Source organism: Amycolatopsis magusensis (assembly GCF_017875555.1).
Classification (GTDB): Bacteria; Actinomycetota; Actinomycetes; order Mycobacteriales; family Pseudonocardiaceae; genus Amycolatopsis; species Amycolatopsis magusensis.
The window spans coordinates 4,572,832-4,592,886 of the sequence record NZ_JAGGMS010000001.1; the positions used below are offsets into that span (position 1 = coordinate 4,572,832).

General features: G+C 71.7%; 18 protein-coding genes. 16 read left to right on the forward strand and 2 right to left on the reverse strand.

The window, feature by feature from the left end:
• Nucleotides 1-155 precede the first annotated feature (155 nt).
• Genes JOM49_RS20570 through JOM49_RS20605 form a run of 8 tightly spaced genes read left to right on the forward strand, consistent with a single transcriptional unit; the run spans nucleotide 156 to nucleotide 9,490 of the window.
• The gene (locus tag JOM49_RS20570) at nucleotides 156-1,151 is read left to right on the forward strand and encodes a LacI family DNA-binding transcriptional regulator (protein ID WP_209665890.1); all 996 of its coding nucleotides are present in this window, start codon (nucleotides 156-158) and stop codon (nucleotides 1,149-1,151) included.
• Complete coding sequence (locus tag JOM49_RS20575; RefSeq protein ID WP_209665891.1) at nucleotides 1,148-2,047, forward strand: carbohydrate ABC transporter permease; 900 nt, start codon at nucleotides 1,148-1,150, stop codon at nucleotides 2,045-2,047. Before JOM49_RS20570 ends, JOM49_RS20575 begins: the two co-directional genes overlap by 4 nt.
• 3 nt (nucleotides 2,048-2,050) lie before the next feature.
• A complete protein-coding gene (locus JOM49_RS20580; RefSeq protein WP_209665892.1) occupies nucleotides 2,051-2,878 on the forward strand; it encodes a carbohydrate ABC transporter permease in 828 nt (275 codons plus the stop codon).
• Between the two features lie 28 nt (nucleotides 2,879-2,906).
• Entirely contained in the window at nucleotides 2,907-4,175 is a 1,269-nt protein-coding gene (locus JOM49_RS20585) for an ABC transporter substrate-binding protein (RefSeq protein ID WP_209665893.1), read from the forward strand.
• 17 nt (nucleotides 4,176-4,192) lie between these two features.
• Nucleotides 4,193-5,362 carry an ADP-ribosylglycohydrolase family protein gene (locus JOM49_RS20590; RefSeq protein ID WP_209665894.1) on the forward strand — a complete coding sequence of 390 codons (1,170 nt, stop codon included), beginning with the start codon at nucleotides 4,193-4,195 and terminating at the stop codon, nucleotides 5,360-5,362.
• A complete protein-coding gene (locus tag JOM49_RS20595) occupies nucleotides 5,359-6,675 on the forward strand; it encodes an ADP-ribosylglycohydrolase family protein (protein WP_209665895.1) in 1,317 nt (438 codons plus the stop codon). Before JOM49_RS20590 ends, JOM49_RS20595 begins: the two co-directional genes overlap by 4 nt.
• Nucleotides 6,672-7,547, forward strand: coding sequence for a ribokinase (locus JOM49_RS20600; RefSeq protein WP_209665896.1), 876 nt, complete (start codon nucleotides 6,672-6,674; stop codon nucleotides 7,545-7,547). Before JOM49_RS20595 ends, JOM49_RS20600 begins: the two co-directional genes overlap by 4 nt.
• Nucleotides 7,544-9,490: an SUMF1/EgtB/PvdO family nonheme iron enzyme gene (locus tag JOM49_RS20605; RefSeq protein WP_209665897.1), complete on the forward strand. Its 1,947-nt coding sequence runs from the start codon at nucleotides 7,544-7,546 to the stop codon at nucleotides 9,488-9,490. The genes JOM49_RS20600 and JOM49_RS20605 overlap by 4 nt, the downstream gene beginning before the upstream one ends.
• Nucleotides 9,491-9,711: 221 nt before the next feature.
• Here the strand turns inward: JOM49_RS20605 and JOM49_RS20610 are convergent, their stop codons facing one another.
• A complete protein-coding gene (locus tag JOM49_RS20610) occupies nucleotides 9,712-10,215 on the reverse strand; it encodes a helix-turn-helix transcriptional regulator (RefSeq protein WP_245369393.1) in 504 nt (167 codons plus the stop codon).
• Nucleotides 10,216-10,727: 512 nt separating this feature from the next.
• Between JOM49_RS20610 and JOM49_RS20615 the strand changes: the two genes are divergently transcribed.
• Nucleotides 10,728-11,069 carry a hypothetical protein gene (locus JOM49_RS20615; protein WP_209665899.1) on the forward strand — a complete coding sequence of 114 codons (342 nt, stop codon included), beginning with the start codon at nucleotides 10,728-10,730 and terminating at the stop codon, nucleotides 11,067-11,069.
• Nucleotides 11,070-11,139: 70 nt separating this feature from the next.
• Here the strand turns inward: JOM49_RS20615 and JOM49_RS20620 are convergent, their stop codons facing one another.
• Nucleotides 11,140-12,075 (reverse strand): lysyl oxidase family protein, encoded by a 936-nt coding sequence (locus JOM49_RS20620; RefSeq protein ID WP_209665900.1) that lies wholly within the window; start codon nucleotides 12,073-12,075, stop codon nucleotides 11,140-11,142.
• A gap of 265 nt (nucleotides 12,076-12,340) precedes the next feature.
• Between JOM49_RS20620 and JOM49_RS20625 the strand changes: the two genes are divergently transcribed.
• From JOM49_RS20625 to JOM49_RS20655, 7 genes are read left to right on the forward strand one after another with little or no spacing between them, the layout of a single operon-like run.
• On the forward strand, nucleotides 12,341-13,174 hold the full coding sequence (locus JOM49_RS20625) for a DMT family protein (RefSeq protein WP_209665901.1): 834 nt from the start codon (nucleotides 12,341-12,343) through the stop codon (nucleotides 13,172-13,174).
• Nucleotides 13,164-14,150: a polysaccharide deacetylase family protein gene (locus JOM49_RS20630; RefSeq protein ID WP_209665902.1), complete on the forward strand. Its 987-nt coding sequence runs from the start codon at nucleotides 13,164-13,166 to the stop codon at nucleotides 14,148-14,150. Before JOM49_RS20625 ends, JOM49_RS20630 begins: the two co-directional genes overlap by 11 nt.
• Entirely contained in the window at nucleotides 14,147-15,355 is a 1,209-nt protein-coding gene (locus JOM49_RS20635; RefSeq protein ID WP_209665903.1) for an O-antigen ligase family protein, read from the forward strand. The genes JOM49_RS20630 and JOM49_RS20635 overlap by 4 nt, the downstream gene beginning before the upstream one ends.
• Nucleotides 15,330-16,406 carry a glycosyltransferase gene (locus JOM49_RS20640; RefSeq protein WP_245370667.1) on the forward strand — a complete coding sequence of 359 codons (1,077 nt, stop codon included), beginning with the start codon at nucleotides 15,330-15,332 and terminating at the stop codon, nucleotides 16,404-16,406. Before JOM49_RS20635 ends, JOM49_RS20640 begins: the two co-directional genes overlap by 26 nt.
• Nucleotides 16,403-17,320: a YveK family protein gene (locus tag JOM49_RS20645; RefSeq protein WP_209665904.1), complete on the forward strand. Its 918-nt coding sequence runs from the start codon at nucleotides 16,403-16,405 to the stop codon at nucleotides 17,318-17,320. The genes JOM49_RS20640 and JOM49_RS20645 overlap by 4 nt, the downstream gene beginning before the upstream one ends.
• Nucleotides 17,317-18,588: a glycosyltransferase 87 family protein gene (locus JOM49_RS20650; RefSeq protein ID WP_209665905.1), complete on the forward strand. Its 1,272-nt coding sequence runs from the start codon at nucleotides 17,317-17,319 to the stop codon at nucleotides 18,586-18,588. Before JOM49_RS20645 ends, JOM49_RS20650 begins: the two co-directional genes overlap by 4 nt.
• Complete coding sequence (locus JOM49_RS20655; protein ID WP_209665906.1) at nucleotides 18,585-20,045, forward strand: oligosaccharide flippase family protein; 1,461 nt, start codon at nucleotides 18,585-18,587, stop codon at nucleotides 20,043-20,045. The genes JOM49_RS20650 and JOM49_RS20655 overlap by 4 nt, the downstream gene beginning before the upstream one ends.
• Nucleotides 20,046-20,055: the final 10 nt, after the last annotated feature.

A 20,055-nucleotide genomic window follows, 5' to 3' on the forward strand; every position in this document is an offset into this window, starting at 1 on the left:
ATTTTGCAGCGACCCGAAGATTTTTCTGGCTGGTTGACTCCTACGCCATCCGGGTGCAAGTATTCCGGTCAACCCACGTTGGAAACGTTTCCAGCAAGCACCGAGCGTGACTGGAAACGTTTCCAGCCCGAAGATCCTCCCGAGGTAGAGCGACGATGACGTCAACGCGCGCCACGCTGATGCAGGTGGCGCACCGTGCCGGGGTCTCACTGGCCTCGACCTCCCGCGCCCTGCACGGCACCGGCGCGAGCCCGGCGATGGTCGAGCGCGTGCGGGCCGCCGCGGCCGAACTCGGCTACAGCCCCGACGCCATCGGCCGGTCCCTGCGGCTGAAGAAGACCTTCCAGGTGGCGTTCGCGGTCGCGGACATCGGCAACCCCGTGTACGTCGAGATGATGCGCGCGATCCACGAGGTGCTGGCGCCGCGTGGGTACCGCGTGGTGGTCATGTCGACCGGCGACACCGCCACCTCCACCGTCGACCTGGTCGCGAGTCTCGGCAGCGGCGTGGTCGACGGCCTGATCGTCAGCCCGCTGCGCACCGACGACCGGCTGGTCCGCGAGATCCAGGAGGCGCCGGTGCCGGTCGTGGTGATCGGCCGGGCGCTGGACGACCACGGCATCAGCTCGGTGTCCACGGACTCGGCGGGCGGCATCGGCCAGGCGGTCGGGCACCTGCACGCGATCGGCCGCCGCCGCATCGGCTTCCTCAACGGCCCGCTCGACACCACCCCGGGCGCCGCCCGGCAGCGGGGGTTCGACGCGGCCGTGCACACCGACCGGACCGAGGTGGAGATCGCGGACGACTTCACCGTGGCCGCCGGTCTCGAAGCCGCGCGCCGCCTGCTCGCGCGCGCCGAACTCGACGCCGTCGTGGCCGCCAACGACCTGCTCGCCATCGGCGTGATCCGCGCGGTGCGCGAGCGCGGCCTGTCGGTGCCGGAGGACGTCGCGGTGACCGGCATGGACGACACCGAGATCGGGCGGGTGTTCCTGCCCAGCCTCACCAGCGTTTCCCTCGGCTCGACCGAGCGCGGGCGGGCGGCGGCGAAGTTGATGCTGCGGCTCGCCGACGACCCGGACAGCGCGGTCGAGCAGGTCGCCGTTCCGCCCGAACTGGTGGTCCGCGAATCCACGGGAGGTGCGCCATGAGCACGCCACAGGCGCGGGCCCGCCGCCGGGAGGCGATCGGGCTGGTGCTGCCGTCGCTGATCCCGATCCTGGTGCTCAGCGTCGCCCCGCTGGTGATCGGCGTGGCGCTCGCGTTCACCGACGCCCGCCTGGTGCGCAATCCCGACTACGCCTTCACCGGGCTGGACAACTTCGGCAAGCTCGTCGGCAACGACCTGTTCTGGGATTCCCTGCGCATCGGTCTCATCTGGACGGTCGGCGTCACCGTGCTGCAGCTCGCGGCGTCCATGGGGCTGGCGCTCCTGCTGAACTCCGGGCTCCGGTTCGAAGGCCTGACCCGGGTGCTCGCACTGGTGCCGTGGGCGATGCCACCGGTGGTCGTGGCGATCATGTGGCAGATGATCTACTCGGCCAACGGCGGTCCGCTCAACGCCTTCCTCGGCGGAATCGGCCTGCCCGCGGACACCAACTGGCTCGGGGACTTCGCCACCGCGCTGCCCGCGGTGATCGTCGTCGGCGTGTGGGTCGGCATGCCGCAGACCACGGTGACGCTGCTGGCCGGGCTGCAGCAGATCCCGGCCGAACTGCACGAGGCCGCCGCGGTGGACGGGGCGAGCGCCTGGCGCCGGTTCACCGCGGTGACCTGGCCGAGCCTGCGCCCGATCGTCACCTCGATCACCTCGCTCAACTTCATCTGGAACTTCAACTCGTTCTCGCTGGTCTACGTGCTCACCGCGGGCGGGCCGGGCGGCAAGACGATGGTCCCGGTGCTCTTCGTCTACCTCGAGGCGTTCAAGAACCGCGAGATCGGCCAGGCCGCCGCGATGGGCGTGGTGCTGGTGCTGCTGATCGTCGCCATCCTGGCCATCTACCTGCGCGCGCAGTTCCGCGACGACCGCGCGGAAAGGGGGCGGTGAGCCGTGCGGGCGCTCGTGCGGCCGGCCCAGTACCTGGCGCTGGCGCTCTACATCCTGTTCCTCGGCTTCCCGTTGCTGTGGCTCATCTCGGCCTCGGTGAAGTCCTCCGGGGAGCTGAACTCACTGACCGTCAGCCTGCTGCCGGAGCAGTGGCACTGGCAGAACTACTCCGAGGCGCTCGACCGGCAGGGGCTGGTCCGCTCGGCGGGCAACAGCCTCGGCGTGGCGCTGGCGTCCACCGCGCTGGTCATCCTGATCGCGCTGCCCGCGTCCTACGTGCTGGCCCGGCTCAAGGGCAAGGTGCGGCTGGCGGGCATCGGCTGGATCCTGGTCAGCCAGGTGTTCCCGGTGGTGCTGATCATCCTGCCGCTGTTCCTCATCCTGCGGACGCTGGGGCTGACCGACAGCCTGGTCGGGCTGACCCTGGTGCACACCACCTACATGCTGCCGTTCGCGCTGTGGATGCTGCAGGGTTACGTCGCGGCGATCCCGGTGGAACTGGAGGAAGCCGGGGCGATGGACGGCGCGACGCGGCTGCGCGTGCTGCGCACCATCGTCTTCCCGCTGCTGGCCCCCGGGGTGGTCGCCACGGCGATGTTCAGCTTCGTCTCCTCGTGGAACGAGTTCTTCTTCGCGCTGGTGCTGCTGCAGTCGCCGGAGAACTACACCCTGCCGATCACGCTCAACATGTTCATCGGCGGTGAGGGCAAGGTCTCGCTCGGGCCGCTCGCCGCCGGCGCGGTGCTCGCCGCGATCCCCAGCATCGTCTTCTTCACCCTCCTGCGCCGGAGGCTCACCGGTGGGCTGATGGCCGGGGCGGTGAAGGGATGACCTCCAACAGAACGCGAAAGGTCGGTCAATGAAGATTCGACACGCGGCGCTCGCCGCCTGCCTGCTCGGTGTGGTGCTGACCGCCTGCGGAAGCGGGGAAAGCGGGGACTCGGGCCCGGTCAAGCTGACCTTCCAGTCCCTTTCGGACCAGCCGGGCGCCATCGAGCAGACGAAGAAGACCGTCGACGAGTGGAACCGGACGCACCCCGACACGCAGGTCGAAATCGTGCAGGCGGGCTGGGACGGCGTCTACGACAAGCTGATCACGCAGTTCAACGCGGGCAGCGCGCCGGACGTCATCCACTACGAGGCGGCGGGCATCGTGCCCTTCGCCAAGGACGGCTACGTCGCCGACCTGACCCCGTACCTGCCCGAAGCCAAGCGCGCCGACGTGACCAAGGGCGTGCTCGACTCGGTGACCGTGGACGGGCAGGTGATCGCCTACCCGACCGAGGTCCAGTCCTATGTGGTCTTCGCGAACAAGGCGCTGCTGCAGCAGGCCGGGGTGACGATCCCGACCGGGCCGACGATGACCTGGGACCAGCTGCGCGAGATCGCCAAGGCGACCACGAAGGACGGCAAGTTCGGCCTCGGCTGGGGTCTGTCCAGCCCGACCGCGTCGTTCGTGGCGATGGCGCCCGCGTTCGGCGGCAAGTACTTCGAGGGCACCGGCGACGCGATGAGCGTCAGCATCGGCGAGGGCGAGATGGCGTTGCCGCAGCTGGTCAACGCGATGGCGTACGAGGACAAGTCGATCCTGCCGGTGACGCTGACGCAGTCCGGCACGAAGGCGCTCGCCCCGTTCTACGGCGGCCAGGTCGCGATGACCATCCAGGGTTCCTACCAGGCCGCGAACATCGCCAAGGACGCGCCGCAGGGCTTCGACTGGGCGGTGCTGCCGCCGCTCGCCGGTCCGGCGGGCCCGGCGCAGGCGAGCAGCGCGCAGACGCTGTCGGTGAACAAGGACTCCGCGCACGTCGAGCAGGCCGCCGCGTTCATCGACTTCTTCACCAGCACGGAGAACCTGGCCGCGATCAACGAGGCCGACGGCCTGATCCCGCCGACGAACTCGGCGCGCGAGGCGCTGGCCGCGAAGGTGGGGACGAAGAACGGCTGGGACGTCATCCTGTCGTCCGGGCAGCACCTGACCTCGGCGCCGTACGTGTTCGCGGACAAGTACGCGCAGTGGAAGGACACCGTCGCGACTCCGGCGTACCAGCAGTTCCTGGCGCAGAAGATCGATGCCGCCGGGCTGGCGAGCCAGTTGCGTGACGGCTGGCAGAACATCAGCAGGTAGGAAGAGGAGCAGATTCGGTGACCTGGCTGGAAGACCGGGCCGTCGCGGTGATCGCGGGCGCGGCGGTGGGGGACGCCCTCGGCGGTGCCACCGAGGGGTGGACGCCCGAGCAGATCGAAGAGCGGCACGGTGGCCGGGTCACCGGCATCGTCGGGCCGTGGTACCCGGACTGGCGGGACGCGCGGCCGATCGCGCCGTACCACAAGGGCGACGGGCACATCACCGACGACACGCTGATGACCCGCGCGCTGGTCGAGGTCTACGCCCAGCGCCGCACCCACCTCGACGCCTACGCGATGGCCGAGGACCTGGTGCCGCTGATGATCGGCGAGCCGCGCTGGGTGCCCGAGCTGGAGACCACGGCGTTGCTGCTGCAGCGCGTGTTCCTGGCGGAGAAGTGGATCGTCGCGAGGCTCCACTATGGACACGTGGACCCGCGTGAGGCGGGCGTGGGCAACGTGGTGAACTGCGGTGCGGCCATGTACGTCGCGCCGGTGGGCATCGCGAACGCGGGTGATCCGCGGGGTGCCTACGCCGAGGCGATCGACCTGACCGGGGCGCACCAGTCGAGCTACGGCCGTGAGGCCGCCGGGGTGGTGGCCGCGATGGTCGCCGCTTCGGTCGCACCCGGGGCGAGTGTCGGCGACGTGGTCACGGCCGCCCTCGACGTGGCCCACGACGGCACGGCGGAGGCGTTGCGGGCGGTCGTGGACAGGTTCGGCACCTGGGCGCAGCCACCGAGCACGGACGACGAGGAGCGGGAGCTGGCCCGGCTGGTGCGGGAAACCGTCGCGCCGTTCGATTCGGTGGGCCCGCAGTACCGGCAGATGTCGATGGACGCGCGGCGGCCGTCGCGCACCAAGTCCATTGAGGAGCTTCCGGCGGCGCTGGCGTTCGTGCTGGCGCACCACGGCGACTACCGGGGCGCGGTCCTCGCGTCGGTGAACTACGGCCGGGACGCCGACTCGATCGCCACCATGGCGGGCGCGATCTGCGCCGGCCTCGGCGGGACCGCGGCCGTGCCGGGGGAGTGGCTCGACGCGGTGAGCGAGGCCAGCCGCATGGACATCCGGGAGACCGGCGTGCTGATGGCCTCGGCGGCGGCGGACATCCTCCGCGCCGACCGCGAACGGGCGCTCGCCCGTCTTTCGGCACTGGACGCGCTCGAAACGGGAGCGCGGGCGTGAGGCTGACCTGGGCCCAGCCGGAGGACCTGCTCGCCCACGAACTGGTCCAGTCCGCCGCGGAGGGCAAGGACGTCACGGCTATCCGGGCGCGCTGGACCGAAGCGGGCGGCGATCCGGAGCCCGCCGTCAGTGGTGCCGGGCCACGGCCCGCGTCGCCGGAACTGCGGGCACTGGCCCGGACCCTGCTCGACGAACTGGGCGCGCTCGCGACGCCGGACGAGCCCTGGGAAGCCATAGTCGCCTCACTCCCGGACGCGCCGGATCTGCCCACCGGGGGAGGAGATCGCCTGCTCGGCGCGTGGACGGGGCGCGCGGCGGGCTGCCTGCTCGGCAAGCCGGTGGAGAAGATCCCGCGCGAGGGCATCGAGGAGATCCTGCGGGCGACCGGACGGTGGCCGCTCGACCGCTGGTTCACCGCGGAAGGCCTGCCGGATGACGTGGCGGCGCGGTGGCCGTGGAACCGCCGATCGGCCCCGACCTCCCTCGAAGAGAACATCGACGGGATGCCGGAGGACGACGACCTCAACTACCCGATCCTCGCGCTGGCCCTGCTCGAACAGCGCGGACGCGGGTTCACCACCGACGATGTCGCGCAGTTGTGGCTCGACAACCTCCCCGCGGGCCGCGTGTTCACCGCCGAGCGGGCCGCGTACCGCAACATCCTCGACGCCCGGCCGGTGCCGGAGACGGCGACGCACCACAACCCGTTCCGCGAATGGATCGGCGCGCTGATCCGCACCGACGTGTTCGGCTGGGTGTCACCGGGTGACGTGCGCGAGGCCGCCCGGCTGGCCTACACCGACGCCCGGCTGAGCCACACGCGCAACGGGGTGTACGGCGCGATGTGGGCCGCGGCCCTGTGTTCGGCGGCGATGGTCTGCGACACCGTCCACAATGTCCTGGAAGCGGCTGGAACCGTTGTCCCGCCGGGCAGTGAACTCGCCCGTGCCGTGCGGATCGGCCGTGACGCGGCTGCGGTGGGTGACGTCCGAACCGGACTCGACCGGCTGCACGCCGAATACGGTCACCTGCACTGGGTGCACGTGCTCAACAACGCCGCGGTCATCGCGTACGCGCTCGCCAAGGGGGACGGGGAGTTCGGGGCGAGCGTGTCGATCGCGGTGACCGCGGGCTGGGACACGGACTCGGCGGCCGCCACGGTCGGCGGGGTCGTCGGTGCCCTGCGCGGGGTCGAGGGCATCGGGGAGCAGTGGGTGAAGCCGCTCGACGGCCGGATCGCGACCTCGCTGCCCGGCGGGGACCAACGCATCGCCGACCTGGCGGCCCGCACGGCGGCGCTGATGCGGTCATGAGCGTGGTGGTGGTCGGCTCGGCGAACGTCGACCTGGTCGTCGACGTGCCGCGCACGCCGGGCGCGGGGGAGACGGTGCTCGGCGGTGACCTGCGCCGGAGCCCCGGTGGCAAGGGCGCGAACCAGGCCGTCGCAGCCGCGCTCGCGGGTGGCGCGGACACCACCTTCGTCGGCGCGCTCGGCCGCGACGAAGCCGCGGAGCTGCTGCTCGATTCGCTGCGGGACGCCGGGGTGCGCGTCGACCTGGTGCAGCTGGTCAGCGCACCGACGGGCACGGCGTTGATCACCGTGGCGCCGAGCGGGGAGAACGCGATCGTGGTCGCGCCGGGCGCCAACTCGCGGCTCGACCTCGGCACCGCGCAGACCGCTCGTATCGCCTTGGCGGACGTGGTGCTCGCGCAACTGGAGATCCCGCTCGACGCGGTCCGCGCGGCCGCGTCGGCGCGGAACCCGGGTGCGCTGATGGTGCTCAACGCGGCGCCCACGCGGGAGTTGCCCGACGACCTGTGGCACACCCTCGACCTGCTGGTGGTCAACGAGCACGAAGCCGCCGACCTGGCGGGCACCCCGGAGGCCCTGCTCGAGCGTGTGCCCGCCGCCGTCGTCACCCTCGGCGCCGAAGGCTGCCTCGTCGCCAGGCGGGGCAGCGAACCTGTGCGCATCCCGGGGATCCAGGTCGACGCCGTCGACACCACGGGCGCCGGTGACACCTTCTGCGGTGTGCTCGCGGCGTCATTGGCACGGGGGCTGGACCTCGCCGAGTCCGCGCGACTGGCCTGCGTGGCGGCCGCGCTTTCGGTCACCCGGCGAGGCGCGCAGGCCGTCGTTCCGACCGTCGGAGAAGTAGCCGCGGCCCGAGGAAAGGCACGATGACCTCCACGTTCGACCCGCTCGTCCCCCGGCCCATCGACCGGCCGACCGAGGTGCCCGCCGACGGCCCGCTCGCCGGCCTGGACGAGGCGAAGATCTTCAGCGGCCCGGCGGATCCGGCGGACCGGCCGGCGTGGCGTGAGCGGCTGCGGCAGTGGCGGGAGGACGCGCGGGTCCGCCACGGGCACACGGGCGCGGCCTACGAGCGTCCCGGCGCGGCTTGGGCGGCTCGCTGCTACACGGTGGCGCAGGTGTGGCTGTGGGACGAGCTGCTCTATTCGTTCGGCGAAGGCCGGTTCACTCCCGACCGCTTCCTCGCCGACGCGCGGGACCGCTTCGGCGGCCTCGACGCGGTGGTGCTGTGGCACGCCTACCCGGTGATCGGCCTCGACGACCGCAACCAGTGGGACTTCTATCGTGACGTGCCGGGGCTTCCCGAGCTGATCGGCGCGCTGCACTCGGCGGGGCTGCGGGTGTTCGTCGACTACAACCCGTGGGACGTCGGCACGCGTCGCGGTGGTGAGGACGTGGACGAGCTGGCGTCGCTCGTCGCCGACCTCGGTGCGGACGGGGTCTTCCTGGACACGCTGAAGAAGGCGGAACCCGAGTTCGTCGAACGGCTCGAACGCGCGCGGCCGGGGATCGTGCTGGAAGGCGAGTCGAAGCTGGCCGTCGAGCGCATCGAGGACCACGCGTGCTCGTGGGCGCAGTTCTTCGCGGACTCGCCGGTGCCGGGCGTGCTGCGCGCGCACTGGTACGAACGGCGGCACATGCAGCACCACATCCGGCGCTGGCACCGCGACCACTCCGAGGAACTGCAGTCGGCGTGGCTCAACGGGGTCGGCGTGATGGTGTGGGAGGTGGTGTTCGGGGTGTGGGTCGGCTGGTCCGCGCGAGACGCCGCCACCGTCCGGCGCATGACCAGCGTCCAGCGCGCGGCCGGGGACCTGCTGCTCGAGGGTGAGTGGACGCCGCTCGCGGAACTGGCGCCGGAGGCCGAGGCGGCCGGAATCTACGCGTCCCGCTGGGAACTCGACGGCGTGACACTGTGGACAGTCGTCAACCGCGGAGACCAGGATTACTCCGGCCCGGTGCTGGATTCGGTGGTCGCGCTCTTCCCCGGACCGGTCCCGGCACGCGGGATCAACGCTTTCCTCCGCGTCGAGCCGAGGATTGCGGAACCGGCTTGGGTACGCGAGCTGGTGGACGTGCCGCACGATCCCGATGCGCGCTTCCCGCATCGGCTCGCTACCCGTGTCCATCCACAGAGGACTAACGGGGTCGCCGAGCCGGATGCGGTCGTGGTGCCTGCCGGGCCCTATGTGCTGACGGTCCGGTATCGGGCCAGGGAAACCGGGATGTACCAGGGTGCGCCGTACGTGGACGAGTGGAAGCCGTTGCCACCGCGGCTGCATGACGCCCGGACCCTGCAGCGCGACGGAGAACTCGCTGCCGAGGTGGCCGTCGCGGCGACCGAGGTGACCAACGCGCAGTTCGCCGAGTTCCTGGCGGCCACGGACTACCGCCCGGCTCAACCGCACCGCTTCCTCGCGCACTGGGTCGAGGGCGCCCCACCGTCCGGCCGCGAGCACGAACCGGTCACCCGCGTCGACCTCGACGACGCCCGGGCCTACTGCGCCTGGCGCGGCGGCAGGCTGCCGACCGAGGACGAATGGCAACTGGCCGGCGAAACGGGCGGCTTGCGTCGTGGTGAACCGGCCGTGTGGAACTGGACCGAAAGCGAACACTCGGACGGCCGCACGCGGTTCGTCATGCTCAAGGGTGGCAGTGACTACCGCGCGGAAGGCGCCGACTGGTACGTCGAAGGCGGGCGCCGGGCGCCGGACTACAGCGTGAAACTGCTGCTGCCGGGCCTGGGCCAAGCCCGCTCCGCGACGGTCGGCTTCCGTTGTGCGTGGGACGGTGCGGTCAGCCGCGGGCGGTGAGGAAGCACAGCGCGGCGAGGAGGAGCCCCACGGCCGCCACCGTGGCCACGGCTTCATCGATGAGCATGGTCAACTCCTGTCACCAATCTCGGGCGCGATCGCCGCTTTGGGGCGGCCTTCATCGGCCGGGTGCGCGGCGAGTCGCGGCCGCGAGGGGGACACAAATGTGGCTTTGGGGGCGGAAAGCGCCCCCAAAGCCACATTTGTGTCCCTCCCCGGGGTCATTCGACGTGGGAGAGGGCGGCCAGGCTTTCGTCGGCCCAGGCGATGGCGGCGTGGGCGCTGTGGCGGCCGGCGGAGACGGTGAGTTGCCAGAACGGGGTGTTGGCGGCGTGCTCCGGTTCGGCGGCCATCTCCTCGGCCAGGGCGTCGAACTCCTGGAGCCGTTGTCGCGCGTCGGCTTTGGCGGTGGTGAGAAGGGTTCGGCAGGCCTCGACGCCCAGGGTGCGGCCCAGGAACAAGCGCAGCAGCAGGCCGTTGCGGGGTGGCGTGGCCTGGATCGGCTGGCTGAGCAGGTCGCGCAGGTGGCGGGTGCCTTCGTCGGTGATGGTGAAGGTCGTGTCGGGGCCGTCGCGGGTGACGAAGCCCTGGCGTTCCAGCTCGGCGAGCGCCGGGTAGATCTGGCCGAAGCTTTCGCTCCAGAAGTGCCCGAGCACGTCCCGGATGGCTTGGCGCAGGGCGTATCCCGTCATCGGCTCGATGGTCAGCGCGCCCAGCACCGCCATGTGGGTCTGACTCGAACGCAGAGGCATGGTTCGCCGGATCGGGTAGTTCTCTTGAAACTTACTCATTAGTAAACTGGAGTCGTTCGAATCCCAGCCCCCCGAGGTTCGAGCGGTGGTGCGGCCGGGTCCCAGGCGCGGGGCCCGGCCGTCAAAACGCTCCCCGGGGGTCCCCCGACTCGTGGTCTTCGCGGCGCGGATCCCGCGCGCCTGCGGCAGGATGATCTTGCCGCCTGGAGGGGCCGTTCATTCGCCTCGGGGGGCATCGGCCACTCCAGGTGGCCCTAGCACGCGGTGAAGTCGTTGATACGCACCGGTTCCGGCCCCTTCCGCGGACGACGCCGTCCCCGATTTCTCCCGATCGGGTGAGTCAAGGCGTGGTCAGCAGGCTGAGCGCGGTCTCTAAAGGGGTAATCGCGTCGACACTCACCGTTACGGTCCAGTACCGTCCCGAAGCGGCGCTGCTGTGGCGGTCGCCTGCCGCACCCGGCGTTCCACTTCTTAAGGAGACAACTTTGCTGAAGAAATTCGGTGCCGCGATCGGTTCCGTCGGCGTGGGCCTCATGATGTTCGGTGGTGTCGCCTCCGCCGGTGAGGTCGCGCCCCCGGTCGAGCACGACGACCAGGTCGGCCTGCTCAACCTGAACAACCTTGACGTGCTGCACAACGTCAACGCGGTCGTCGGCGTGTGCGACAACAACATCAACGTGCTGGGCGTCCAGGTGCCGGTGCACGACGTCGCCAACGGCATCGGCATCCCGATCCTCTCGCCGGGTGTCAACCAGGCCGAGGGTGAGAACCCGTACAACTGCGCCAGCGGCGGCGTGGTCGACGGCGGCAGCATCCAGGACAACTGATTCGCTGTCCTCGCGCGAAAAAAGGGCTCCCGGCACGCGCCGGGAGCCCTTTTCCGTACCTACACCGAAATCACGCGCACCGGGGACGGCCCGGGCAGCTGCGCAGGAACTCCACCACCGGCGCGGTGCCGATCTTCTGGTTCGGCGTCGGCGGACCCGAGGGCCACTGGATCGACACGGCCACCGACGAGGCGTTGTTCCCGTAGTCCAGTTCCGCCAGCGTCCGGTCGCTGTTGACCGTGTTGACCAGGTCGTAGACCCCGGAGGCCACGCCGGTGATGTCCAGCCACTGGTAGTCCACTGTGTACTTGTAGTCGTCGCCGGAACCGACCGAGATGCCCTCGACGACCTCCAGCGCCGACGGTTCGTGGTGACCGCACATGTTGTCGCGCAAGCGCTTGGCGAGTTCACCGTCGGGACCGCTGTCGCCGGGTACGCGGCCCAGCCGGTCGGCGTCCGGGACGCGGTAGCGGTCGCCGAGGCAGAAGCCGTTCTTCCGGTCGCGCACCACCACGGTGCCCTGCTTCGAGACCAGCGCGAAGTGCTCGAAGTTCATCAGGTGCCAGTGCCGGTGGTCCCGCGCCGGTTCGTAGTAGGTGAAGGCGTCGGTGGGCCGTTGCGCCGAGCTGTAGTCCGGTGGGATCCAGCCGTCCTTGGTGCGAAGCGCCTGCCGCACGGACATCTTGTCCTGGCCGGTGTTGTCACGGTGGCCGTAGAGCAGCAGCGGACCTTCACCGATGTTGTCCTCGGAGCTGGTGAAACGCAGCCGGGCCGCGTGCGCCAGTCCGCCTGGGACGCATGTGCCACCCGGCTTGTCCGGGTCGATCACCAGGCAGACGTCCCAGTCCGTGCACGTGACGGGGTCGCCGCCGAAACCGCCCGCGCAGCCCGGCGGGGCCTGGCGCAGATCGGGCAGCAGAAAGCCGGTCGCGGCGGGCGAGGGGACGGACACCGTGATCGCGGTGACCAGCATGACGCTGGCCAGCGCGGCGTATTTCCTGAGCAAGTTTCCGCATCCTGTTTGTGGGGGAGAAAGGGGATGGAGCTTCGTCACCCTACTGAGGGTTCCGCCGGTTTCCCGGCAACACTCGATCAGCTGGGGCGTCGTCGCGGAATGCCGGACGTTACCCCGAACTCCGGAGTTCACCTGATCGGGAAAAGCGTGTTTCGCATTTCCCGACGTCAACGCCGTCGCCCGGTTTTGCGGGTTCGCTCGAAAGGTTTCCCGATTCGGCTTGCTTACACTTCTGCTGGCCGGACTAGGGAGTGGAATGCTCGGATATCTGATTCTCGCGCTGTGCACCGCGATGTACGCGCTGGGCATCGTCGCGCAGGGGCTGGCCGCTCGCCGGACCGGCGACCGCGTGGACTCCCGGCTCGGGTTCCTGGCCCGGCTGCTGTCGGATCCGTTGTACCTGCTGGGTTTCGCCGGGCAGGCGGGCGGCTTCGTGCTCGCCTACTTCGCCCGCGCCTCGCTGCCGCTGTACCTCGTGCAGGCGGGTTCGTCGGCCGCGGTCGGCGTGGCGGCGATCTTCGGGGCCGTGGTGCTGGGCTGGCGCCTGCGCCGGCTCGAGGTCGGGGTGCTGGTGGTGATGGCCTGCGGCCTGGTGCTGCTCGCGGGCTCGTCGGAAACCTCGCAGGCGCGGGAAATCTCACCGGAACTGGGCGTGCTCCTGCTGGCGGTGCTGCTGGCTTGCGCGGCGGCCGTGGTGTACCTGTCCCGCTCCGGCCCGGCGCTGCTGCTCGCGGTGCTCGCCGGGGTCGCCTTCTCGATGGTCGCGATCATCAGCCGCGCCGTGGCCGACCAGCCGCTCCTCGAAGTGCCGCTGCACCCCTTGGCCTGGCTGATGGTGTTGTCCGCGGTGGTCGGTCAGGCGGCGCTCGCCCTCGCGCTGCGCACGGGTTCGGTCACCTCGATGGTGGCTTCGATGGACGCCACCACGGTGGTGCTCGCGTCGGTGACCGGGATCGCCGCGCTGGGCGACCGGATCGCGGCCGGGCGGCAGTGGTGGGTGACCCTCGGCCTGGCGCTGGTGGTGGCCGGGGTGCTGGCGCTGGGCACGCTCCGCGAGACCCGCACGGGGGTGGCCGTCAGTGCCGGGTGAACCGTCCGCCAGACCGGTGGCCAGCGTCTCGCTGGACCTCGACAACCTCTGGGCCTACCTGAAGACACACGGCGACTCCCGCTGGGAGGACCGGCCGAGCTACCTGGGCACGGCCGTGCCCCGACTGCTGGAGCTGTTCGGCGAGCACCAGTTGTCCACCACCGTCTTCGTGGTGGGTGCCGACGTGGTGCGCGACGACGGGGCCGGTGCGGTCGCCGCGATCGCCGCCGCCGGGCACGAGGTCGCCAACCACTCCTACTCCCACGAACCCTGGCTGCACCGCTACGACCGGCAGCGGCTGGAAGCGGAACTCGTGCGCACCGAGGACGCCATCGTCGCCGCGGGCGCGCCCCGGCCGAAGGGCTTCCGCGGCCCCGGATACAGCCTCACGAGCGACCTCGTGCGGATGCTCGACGAGCGCGGCTACGCCTACGACGCCAGCACGCTGCCGACCTGGATCGGCCCGCTCGCCCGGGCGTACCACAACCGGGGCGTCGAATCGGCGGACGAGGGCCAGGAACAGTTGTTCGGCGGCTTCTCCCAGGTGCGGGCGCCGGTCGGCGCCTACCGCTGGCGCGTCGGCGACCACGCCCGGCTGGTCGAACTCCCCGTGACGACGATGCCGTTGCTGCGCCTGCCTTTCCACGGCACCTACCTGCTCCGCCTGTACGAAGCTTCGCCCCGGTTGGCACGCCGGTACTTCGCCACCGCCCTGCGGCTGTGCCTGCTGCGCGGGGTCACCCCGTCGCTGCTGCTGCACCCGACGGACGTGCTCGACGGTTCGGAGGCACCCGGCCTGGAGTTCTTCCCCGGCATGGGACTGCGGGGTGCCCGGAAGGTCGAACTGCTGCAGTGGGTGCTGGCCGAACTGCGGCGGCACTTCGAACTCGCCGGGGTGGGTGCGCACGTCGCGCGGCTGCAGGTGGGCGGGGTCGCCCGCGTGCGTGATTCCGGGTGCCTGGCAGCCGGGGCATGAACGACGCCGGCACCGGCACGCGGTTGCTCCGCGTGCTGGCCTGTTCGACGGTGGCGCTCGCCCCGGTCGAGGGTTACCTGATCGCCGTGCACCCCCACCTGGCGAAGGTGCCGGTGGTGCTGCTCGCGGTGGTCTGGGCCGTGGTCCGGGTCCGGGCGCGGCAGGCACCGGTCCCGCACCCGGTGCACCTGGTCCTCCTCGTGCTCACCGCGACGGTCTTGGCCGCCGCCGCGGTGCACGTGGCGGAGCCGTTCGCGCTGGCCTACACGCTGCGCTGGCTGCCGTTCGTGCTGACCACGGTCATCCTGATCGACCTGGTCTCGCGCGAGGTGCCGATCCGGGCGCTGCTCGCCGCCGCGGTCGCCGGGGCGGTGGTGGCCGGCGGGGGCGCGCTGTACAGCCTGGTCGTCGAAGGCAGGACGCGGGCCAGCGGGCCGATGACCGATCCGAACGACCTTTCCTACGTACTGGTCGCGGCCGTACCGCTGGTCGTCGCGCTGGTCCCGGAGGAGCGGCGGCGCGGGCGGGCGGTCGCGGTGCTCGCGGCCGTGGTGCTGATCGCCGGTGCCGCGGCCACGTTCTCCCGCGGCGGCGGTCTCGCCCTGCTCGCCGCGACGATCTGGCTGGTGGCCCGCCGTGCGGTGCCGGTGCGGGTGCTCGCCGGGGTGGGCGCGGTGGTGCTCGGGCTCGGCGCGGTGGCCGCCTGGTTCTCCGGCACCGAACTGGCCAGGGCGAGCAGCGAGAAGGCCTTCATCGCCCAGTCCAATGTGGATACCCGCGAACTGCGCTGGCAGGTCGCCGCGCGGATGCTGGCGGACAGCCCGGTGTTCGGCACCGGGCCGGGCGGGTTCCGCAGCGAGTACACCCCGGTGTCGCGGCTGGCCGAGATCGGTGAGCAGACCCCGGTGGCGCACAACATGTACCTCGAAGTGGGCGCGGAACTCGGGTTGCCCGGGCTGCTCGCCTTCTTCGGCGTGCTCGCGGTGGCGGGGCTCGCCACCGAGCGCGCCCTGCGTCACGGCGCGGACCGGCGGCTGGTGGTGCCGTTGCAGGCCAGCCTGCTCGCCGTGCTCGTGGCTTCGATCTTCCTGTCCCAGCAGTACTACCTGGCCCTGTGGTTCGTGGTCGCGCTGGCGTGCGCGGCCGAACTGATGACCCGGCGAAGAGAAACGGTTGAACATGCGCGTCCTGCACGTGATCAGTGAGATGGGTACCGGGGGAGCCGAGGCCCTCGTCGGTGAGATGGTCCACCGCGGACCCGGCTTCGGCTGGACCTCCGGGGTGGCCAGCGGCGGCGGTCATCGAGCCGAAGCGCTGGGCGCCCAAGGGGTTCCGCTGTTCACCGTGCCCATCGCGCGGCGGACGGCGGGCGGGGTGCTCCGGGCCGCCCGCCTGACGAGAACCGCGGTCCGGAAGTTCCGGCCGGACGTGGTGATCGCGCACAACGTTTCGGCGAGCGTGTCGGCGAAACTGGCGATCATCGGGCAGCGGGTGCCGCTGCTGACGGTCTTCCACGGCGTCGCCGAAGCCGACTACCGCACCTCGGCCCGGATCCTCCGGCGGACCTCCGACGTGGTGGTCGCGGTGGCCCCGGTGATCGCCGGGCGGCTGCGCTCGGCCGGGCTGCCCCGCCCGAAGGTGATCCGCAACGCCGTCGCGCTGCCGTCCGAAGTGGACTCGCGGGAGGCGGTCCGCGCGTCGCTCAGGCTGCCTGCCGGGGTGCCGGTCGCCCTCTGCCTGGCCCGGCTGGAACCGCAGAAGCGCCACGACGTGCTGCTGGAGGCCTGGGCGAAGGTCAGCGGGGACGCCATCCTCCTCATCGCCGGGGACGGCAGCCTGCGTGAGGAACTCCTGGAGCACAGCGCGGACCTCGGCCTCGGCGACCGGGTCCGGTTCCTGGGCGATCGCACCGACGGGCCCGCGTTGCTCGCCGCGGCGGACGTCACCGTGCTGACCAGTGACTGGGAAGGCCTGCCCATCGCCCTGCTCGAGTCGCTGGCCGCCGAGCGGCCGGTGGTGGCGACCGACGTCGACGGGGTGCGCGAGGTGCTCAGCGCGGGCGGCGGCCTGCTGGTCCCGCCGGGCGAACCGGACGCGGTGGCCCAGGCGTTGCGCAAGATGCTGGACGACCCCGGCGAGCGCAGTTGCGCCGCCGCCGCGGGCTTGGCGACCATCCGGCGCGAGTACCACCCGGACGCGCTGATGGAGTCCTACGACGAACTGCTGCGCTCGGACCTGCTCGGCGGCCGCCGATGAGCCGGCTGGGCCGTGACACCGTGCGGTTGCTCGCGGTGGGCGTGACGGTGGCGGTGCTGGTCGGCGCGGCGGTGCTGCTGGCCGCCGGACTGCGGGACACGACGTACGAAGGGCGGATCGCGCTGCTCGCCGGTCCGGTGACCGGGCAGGACCCGGCCGTGCCGACCGGGGGAGCCCAGTACGGCGAGGTCGTCTCCCTCACCCTGCCCGCGCTGGCGCAGTTCGCCCGCAGCCCTTCGGTGTTGCAGGCGGCCACGGCGAAGGTGCCTGGCTCGCCGACGCCGGACGAGGTCGCGAAGGCGGTTTCGGTCGAACTGGTCCCGGCTTCGGGGATGGCCAGGCTGTCGGTGCACGCGCCTGCCGAGGCCACCGCGGCCGGGCTCGCCTCGGCCGTCGCGACCGCGATGATCGACGCCGACCTGCTGGCCCCGGTCGGCCGGCTGCGCCTGCTGGACGAACGGCCCGAGGTCGCCCTCGTCCAGCCCGACTGGCTGCTGGCGACCGGCCTGGCACTGGCGGCGGCCGCGGCGGCGGGACTCGCGGCGGCGATGGCGTACCGCGCCCTGCGCCCGGGCGGATCGGCCGGCGAGCGTGCCGTGCGTGACGCGCTGGCGGCCGCGGGCCTGCGACGGCCGGTACCGGTGCTGCACGACGACGATCCCACGGTCACCGAACGGCTCGGCCTGCTCGTGGAAGCCGCCGAACGCCCGGTTCGGGTACTGCCGCTGAGCGCCGATCTGGCTGTCCGGGCGAAGGAACTCGGCAGCGAATGCGGTGAACTCGCGGACCACGAAACCCCGGCGGGTACCGCGGTGGTGGTGCTGACGCCCGCCGGCCGCGAGCAGGAGGCCCTGACCGCGGCGGCCGGGGTGCTGCCCGGCGACTCGATCCTCGTCGCGGTGGTGCTGGCATGACCGTGCGCCACCGCGTGCTCGCCCTGCTGGCGCTGGCCGTCGGCGTCTTCGGTGCCTGGCGTGCGCTGCGCCCGGCCCAGGAGGTGCCGCTGCCCACCACGGCCAACGAAGCCGAAGAACGCATGCAGGACTTCCGCGACGCGCTGTACTTCCCGATCCGGGAGTTCCTCGACGGCGGCAATCCGTACCACCCGGCCGCGATGTTCGCGCAGTGGCCGGTCCGCCAGGACTTCAACCTGTACCAGCCCTACCACCTGGCCCTGCACCTGCCGTTCGCGCTGCCCGGCTACCGGGTGGGCGCGGTGGCCTTCGCCGTGGTCTCGTTGCTGCTGCTGGTCGCGCTGGCGTATCTGACCGCCGTCCGCCTGCGCCCGTACGTGCCGATGGTGGTCGGTACCGCGGTCCCGGCGGCGTTGCTGGTGAGCAGCCAGGTCGGCAAGGCGCAGCTCTACGTGGGGCAGGTGAACCCGCTGGTCGCGGTCGGCGCGGCGGGCGCGCTCCTGGTGCGGGAGAGCCATCCGCGGTGGGCGTCCGCGGCGCTCGCCTTCGCCTGGCTGAAGCCGCAGTTCGGCTTGCCGTTGACGATCCTGTTGTGCTGCCGCGGTTCCCGGAAGGTGGCCGGGTACGGCACGCTCGCCGCGGCCGTCGCCAGCCTGCCGGTGCTGGTGCTGCTCGTGGTGAACGCCGGTGGAGTGGGGCCGTTCGCCGAAACCATCGTGGCGAACCTCGTGCACGCGCGCGGCACCAGCTACGGCGCGGTCGATTCGGTGACCGCCCAGCGCATCGACCTTCCCGCGGTGTTGTTCCGCGCCACGGGTTTCCTGCTGCCCGGCGGGGAACTGCTGGCGCTCGTGGGAGTCCTCGCCGTCAGCGCGGTGCTGGTGCGCCGCCTGGACCGGCTGGGTGATCCCGACGCCGGGGCGGTGGCCGACCTGCTCGTCGGCCTCGCGGTGGTGGTCTGCGTGGTGCACCAGCCCGGCGACATCCTGATCGCGGTGCCCGCGCTGGCGTTGACCGCGGTGGTGTGGTGGCGACGGCGGCGTGAACCCGGCTGGGGTCTGCTCGGGGTCGCGGTGGTGGCGTCGATCGTGCCGTTCGCGCACCTGCACGTGTTCGACGTGGCCCTGGTTGCGGTGTTCGGTGAGCGCGCGGCGGTCACCGTGGACGGTCTCGCCGTGGTGTGTGCCTGGCTCGCGCTGGCGGTGTTCGGGCTGCGGCTGCACCGGCGTGCCCGGGAAAAGGCCGCGCCGCACGAGGTCGCCGCGTGAACGACCGGCTGGCCGCCGCCGCGGTGCGGGGGTCGTTGTGGCTGGGCCTGGTGAACCTGCTGAGCAAGTCCAGCCAGATCCTGGTCACCCTGGTGCTGGCGGCGTGGTTCAGCGAGGGCGAACTCGGCGTGGTGACCCTGGTGGTCGCCGTGGTCAACATCGGCCAGGTCGTGCAGTCCATGGGCGTCTACGACCTGATCAGCCGGACCGAACGCGAGCCACGGCGGATGGCGGGCACCGTGCTCACCCTGAGCGTGGGGACCGCAGGCGCGCTCGCCGTGGTGGTCCTGCTCGTCGCGGAACCGGCCGCCGCCGCGCTCGGCGCTCCCGCCGCGGCACCCCTGCTCGGGCTCGCCGCGCTGAGCCTGCCGTTCTCCGCGGCCGGTGGCGTGCAGATGGGCCTGATGCACCGGGATCTCGACTTCCGCAAGCGGTTGCTGCCGGACGCCGGTGGCGCGGTGCTCGGCGCGGCGGTGACGGTCGTGCTGGCGGCACTCGGCGACGGACCGCGGGCGCTGGTGCTCGGCCTGCTGTGTGCCGCGGTCGCGCAGCCGGTGCTCGGCGTGCTCGTGGGCGTCCGGGTGCGCTTCCGGTGGGAACCGGCGGCGGTGACCGAGGCCGTGCGCTGGATCGCGGTGGTCGGCCCGGCCGCGATCGTGGCCATCCTGCTGGTGAACGTCGACTACCTGCTCCTCGGGCACCTGCTCGGCGCGGACGCGGTGGGCCGGTACTCACTGGCCTACCGGATCGCCTGGGTCCCCTACATCACCGTGGCGATCGTGCTCGGTGCGGTGGCTTTTCCCGTCTACAGCAAGCTGATCCGCACCGGCTGCCGCGAGGAACTGCCCACGGCGGTCTCCCGGTTCACCCGGGCGGTGCTGGTGCTGACCGGCGGGCTGTACCTGCTCGCCGCCGTGCTCGGCGACCGCGTGGTGCTGCTGGGCGAGCGGTGGGCCCCGGCCGCCGGACCGCTGGTCGCGCTGTGCTTCTACGGCCTGGCGATCAGCCTGCTGCACGGCTGGTACGAGGCGATCAGGGCGACCGGGCGGACGCGGCTCTACCTGGCGCTGCAGGCCGGTCACCTGCTCGTGCTGGTGGTCATGCTGGTGCTGCTCACCCGCCACGGGGTGCTCGCCGCCGCCGTGGCGCAGGCCGTGGCCGCCTGGCTGCTGGTGCCGGTCACCTGGTGGGCGCTGGTGCGGCTGGACCTGGCGCAGCCGCTGCCCGAACTCGGCGGCACGGCCGCGCGGGTGGTGCTGGCGGGACTCGTTGCCGGTGGTGGCGTGGTGCTGCTCGACCGGTCCGGGTTCTTCGGCCCGCCGACTTCGATCACCGGCAGCTGCGTGGCGGCCGTGGTGCTGCTGCTCGGGTACACCGCGGTCTCGCTGGCCGCCCATCGCGGTGCCGTCCGTGAACTGCGCGACCTGCGCCACACGACTTCTGGAGGACGACGGTGAGAATCACGCA

What these genes read in the sequence shown, in the direction of transcription:
- JOM49_RS20570 (WP_209665890.1), top strand. Translation starts at nt 156, where the DNA reads ATGACGTCAACGCGCGCCACGCTGATGCAGGTGGCGCACCGTGCCGGG.
- JOM49_RS20575 (WP_209665891.1), top strand. Translation starts at nt 1,148, where the DNA reads ATGAGCACGCCACAGGCGCGGGCCCGCCGCCGGGAGGCGATCGGGCTG.
- JOM49_RS20585 (WP_209665893.1), top strand. Translation starts at nt 2,907, where the DNA reads ATGAAGATTCGACACGCGGCGCTCGCCGCCTGCCTGCTCGGTGTGGTG.
- JOM49_RS20600 (WP_209665896.1), top strand. Translation starts at nt 6,672, where the DNA reads ATGAGCGTGGTGGTGGTCGGCTCGGCGAACGTCGACCTGGTCGTCGAC.
- JOM49_RS20605 (WP_209665897.1), top strand. Translation starts at nt 7,544, where the DNA reads ATGACCTCCACGTTCGACCCGCTCGTCCCCCGGCCCATCGACCGGCCG.
- JOM49_RS20610 (WP_245369393.1), bottom strand. Translation starts at nt 10,215, where the DNA reads ATGGCGGTGCTGGGCGCGCTGACCATCGAGCCGATGACGGGATACGCC.
- JOM49_RS20625 (WP_209665901.1), top strand. Translation starts at nt 12,341, where the DNA reads ATGCTCGGATATCTGATTCTCGCGCTGTGCACCGCGATGTACGCGCTG.
- JOM49_RS20635 (WP_209665903.1), top strand. Translation starts at nt 14,147, where the DNA reads ATGAACGACGCCGGCACCGGCACGCGGTTGCTCCGCGTGCTGGCCTGT.
- JOM49_RS20640 (WP_245370667.1), top strand. Translation starts at nt 15,330, where the DNA reads ATGCGCGTCCTGCACGTGATCAGTGAGATGGGTACCGGGGGAGCCGAG.
- JOM49_RS20645 (WP_209665904.1), top strand. Translation starts at nt 16,403, where the DNA reads ATGAGCCGGCTGGGCCGTGACACCGTGCGGTTGCTCGCGGTGGGCGTG.
- JOM49_RS20650 (WP_209665905.1), top strand. Translation starts at nt 17,317, where the DNA reads ATGACCGTGCGCCACCGCGTGCTCGCCCTGCTGGCGCTGGCCGTCGGC.